The 2,928-nt window shown below is 65.6% G+C and carries 4 protein-coding genes; 3 read left to right on the top strand and 1 reads right to left on the bottom strand.

Annotation, left to right across the window (positions count from 1 at the left end; translation table 11 throughout):
* The 3 genes from VIP82_RS06625 to VIP82_RS06615 all read left to right on the top strand — a co-directional run.
* Positions 1–375 (top strand): alpha/beta fold hydrolase (locus VIP82_RS06625; RefSeq protein WP_331906879.1); only part of this gene is annotated, 375 nt, incomplete at its 5' end.
* Between the two features lie 38 nt (positions 376–413).
* Positions 414–1,178, top strand: a complete 765-nt coding sequence (locus VIP82_RS06620) for a strictosidine synthase (RefSeq protein WP_331906877.1) — start codon at positions 414–416, stop codon at positions 1,176–1,178.
* A gap of 4 nt (positions 1,179–1,182) precedes the next feature.
* Positions 1,183–2,073 (top strand): thiolase family protein, encoded by an 891-nt coding sequence (locus tag VIP82_RS06615; RefSeq protein WP_331906875.1) that lies wholly within the window; start codon positions 1,183–1,185, stop codon positions 2,071–2,073.
* A 276-nt stretch (positions 2,074–2,349) separates the two neighbouring features.
* On the opposite strand, the gene VIP82_RS06610 is transcribed toward VIP82_RS06615, so the two are convergent.
* The coding region (locus VIP82_RS06610) for a TetR/AcrR family transcriptional regulator (protein ID WP_331906873.1) at positions 2,350–2,928 on the bottom strand (579 nt) is incomplete at its 5' end.

The raw sequence follows: 2,928 nt of genomic DNA, 5'->3' as shown, positions 1-2,928 counted from the left end.
CGTTCGGATCCGAAGGAGTTCCTGTTCTTCAACCGCGACACGGTCGGCAAGCAGGCCGGGAAGGCGTTCGTGGAGCGCCTGAAGGAACGCACGATCGATCGCGACCAGCCGATCAAGAACAAGGCGTTCAGCACCCAGCTGAAGGCGATTCAGCGCTTCGGACGCTCCACGCCGTCCGACCTTTCGATCATCACGCAGCCGACGCTGATCGCCAACGGCGACAACGATCGCATGGTCCCCTCCGTGCTGTCCGAGGACCTGCACACGCGCATCAAAGGCTCCGAGCTGATCATCTACCCCAATTCCGGGCACGGCGGGATCTTCCAGTACTGGGAAAAGTTCGCCCCCGTTGCCGCGAAGTTCCTCAACAGCTGACGCGCCCCACCTCTGACCGTCACATCGAAGGAGTCATCATGAGCGACCCCCCGACCACGAAGCCGGACGTGTCCAAGCACTTCACCTCTTCGATCCTGCTGTGGATGCGCCCCGACCAGCCCCGCCCGGTCGGCATGGACCGTTGGAAGGGACCGCACTCCGGCATCATCGCAGCCACTCCCGGCCTCTATGAGTACCGGCAGATCCATCTCGCCGAGAACAATCCCGGCCGCTGGCCCGAGACTCCCGGTGTCGAGACGACGATCCCCGACGATCGGAAGATCGACGGCATCGCGGAAGTCACCTTCGAGAACGCCCTCTCCCCGTTGGCGGGTCGCAAGCAGACGGCGTTAGCGTTCGAGGACGAGGTCAACATCTTCCGTAGAACTCTCCTACACGCGGGCCCTCCCGGAACCTCCCGCTGGTACGACGTCGCCCCCGGACAGAAGCCCGGCTCGCGGGCAATCATCTACCTGCGCCGCGGCAAGGACGAAGGTACGGTCGGGTTCCACAGGTTCCTCAAGAAGGAGCTCGCCCCCGCGCTCATCGCGACCGGGGAACTGAAGGAGCTGCGCACGCAGGTGTTCTTGCCGTGGAACGAGAAACTCTGGGACACCCCGAACGTCGCCCACGACAACTCCGTGGACCAGCACCTGCACGCCTCCGTGATCCTCGGGTTCGTCGACGATGACGCTCGCGACGCGTTCTACACCGATCACGCCGCACACCTCACCGAGCTGATCGCCCCGCACGTGTCCGCGGTCCACGCCTACGACGTGACCGCCGCACTCACCTACGTGTAGAACGGTGAGGTCCTGCCTCACCACGAGGCTTGACCGGCCCGGGCGGGGGTCGCTCTCGGTGAATGCAGCCCGGTGGGCGCTCCTGGCCGCCGGGTACCCCGAGAGCGTGCCAGGGGTGACCGTGGATCGGCAGTGCGGGTCGAGCCAGCAGGCCCTGCACTTCGCAGCGCAAGGCGTCATCGCCGGCGCCTACGACGTCGCGGTCGCCTCCGGTGTCGAGTCGATGTCGCGTATCCCGATCGGGTCGCAGTTCGCCGGGAAGAACTTCGCCGGCCCTGCCGTCACCGAACGGTACGCGCCAGGTTTGATTCCGCAGGGCATCTCGGCGGAGCTGATCGCTGCGAAATGGGGCTTCTCCCGCGCACAGCTCGACGACTACGCCTCCATTTCCCACCAACGTTCAGCCGAAGCGTGGAAAGACGGCCTCTTCGAGGGTGAGACAGTCGCCGTGAACGAGCTGAGCATCGACGAGACCATCCGGCCCGACACCACGAACGAATCCCTCGCTGGGCTACGTCTGGCATTCCAAGACGAGGCGTGGGAGCAGCGGTTCCCGCAGATCGATTGGAAGGTGACCGCTGGGAACAGTTCCCCGGTCAACGACGGCGCCGCCGCCCTGCTCGTCACCTCCCGCGAAGCCGCCGAACGGTACGGCCTGCGCCCCCGTGCACGCGTACATTCTTTCGCCGTTGCCGGGGACGACCCGATCATGATGCTCACCGGGATCATCCCCGCCACCCGGAAAGTGCTCGCCCGCGCAGGACTGAGTATCGATGACATCGACGCGTTCGAAGTGAACGAGGCGTTTGCGTCCGTGGTGCTCGCCTGGCAGGCCGAAACCGGGGCGCCGCTGGAGAAGGTGAACATCAATGGCGGAGGGGCCGTCGTCGGGTGAGGGTAGCAGCGCAGTAATCGACGCTGCAGCGACAGTGAGCAGGAAGATGTGGCTCCATACCAGCGGCAGGTACTCGGCGAAGACGCAACTGATGCGCAGAGCAAGTGTGAGGCCGGTGGAGGTTGCGACCGTCGCCATGGTGCTCGCGAACCGTGGACTACACGATCGTGTGGTTCGATGCCCCCCGGCCTGTCTGTCGTCACCGTCACCCCCTCGCCGTCAACCGCGACGGCCCGGAGGGCGTCGAATACAGCGGGGTCGCAGGGGCGTGGGGCGTCAGAGAGGGAGGATCGCCGCGACCTGGGTGCGGATGGCGTCGACGATCTCATCGATGCTGCTGTCAGTGTGCTCGCTGGAGGCCATAGTCAGGAACTGGATGGCTGAGATCACCCGGGCCAGTGTCGAGGCCTCAGGTGCAGAGAGCCGTGCCAGATCGGTTAGGATGCCGACGATGGCCTTCTCGGTTTGCGCGACGATTGACAGCGCTTCCGCGTGGTGGGGTTCGGTCGGGTCGCCGAAGACCATCTCCCGCAGGTAGGTGCGGCCGTTGTCGATTTGCACGCGGTTGCACGCCACGATCGGCGCGACCAGCCCCATCGCCCCGTCCAGGGAGTTCGTCGCGTCCGCGGCCGCGGTACGTCCGCGCTCGAGCGCGTCAGCGTAGTGCGTGTTCTGAACCAGAAGCAGCAGCTCGCCCTTGGTCTTGGCGTACAGGAACAGGGTGCCGGTGCCGATATCCGCCGCATCGGCGATCTGCTGGGTGGTGACCTCGTCCACGCCGCGCTCGGCAAAGAGCTCGTCGGCGGCCGTGATGATGCGTTCGAGCTTGGCCTGCTTGTTCCGCTCGCGTCGCCC

Source organism: Microbacterium sp. (assembly GCF_036566905.1).
Classification (GTDB): domain Bacteria; phylum Actinomycetota; class Actinomycetes; order Actinomycetales; family Microbacteriaceae; genus Microbacterium.
This window is presented reverse-complemented; position numbering and strand designations above follow the sequence as displayed.

What these genes read in the sequence shown, in the direction of transcription:
- VIP82_RS06620 (WP_331906877.1), top strand. Translation starts at nt 414, where the DNA reads ATGAGCGACCCCCCGACCACGAAGCCGGACGTGTCCAAGCACTTCACC.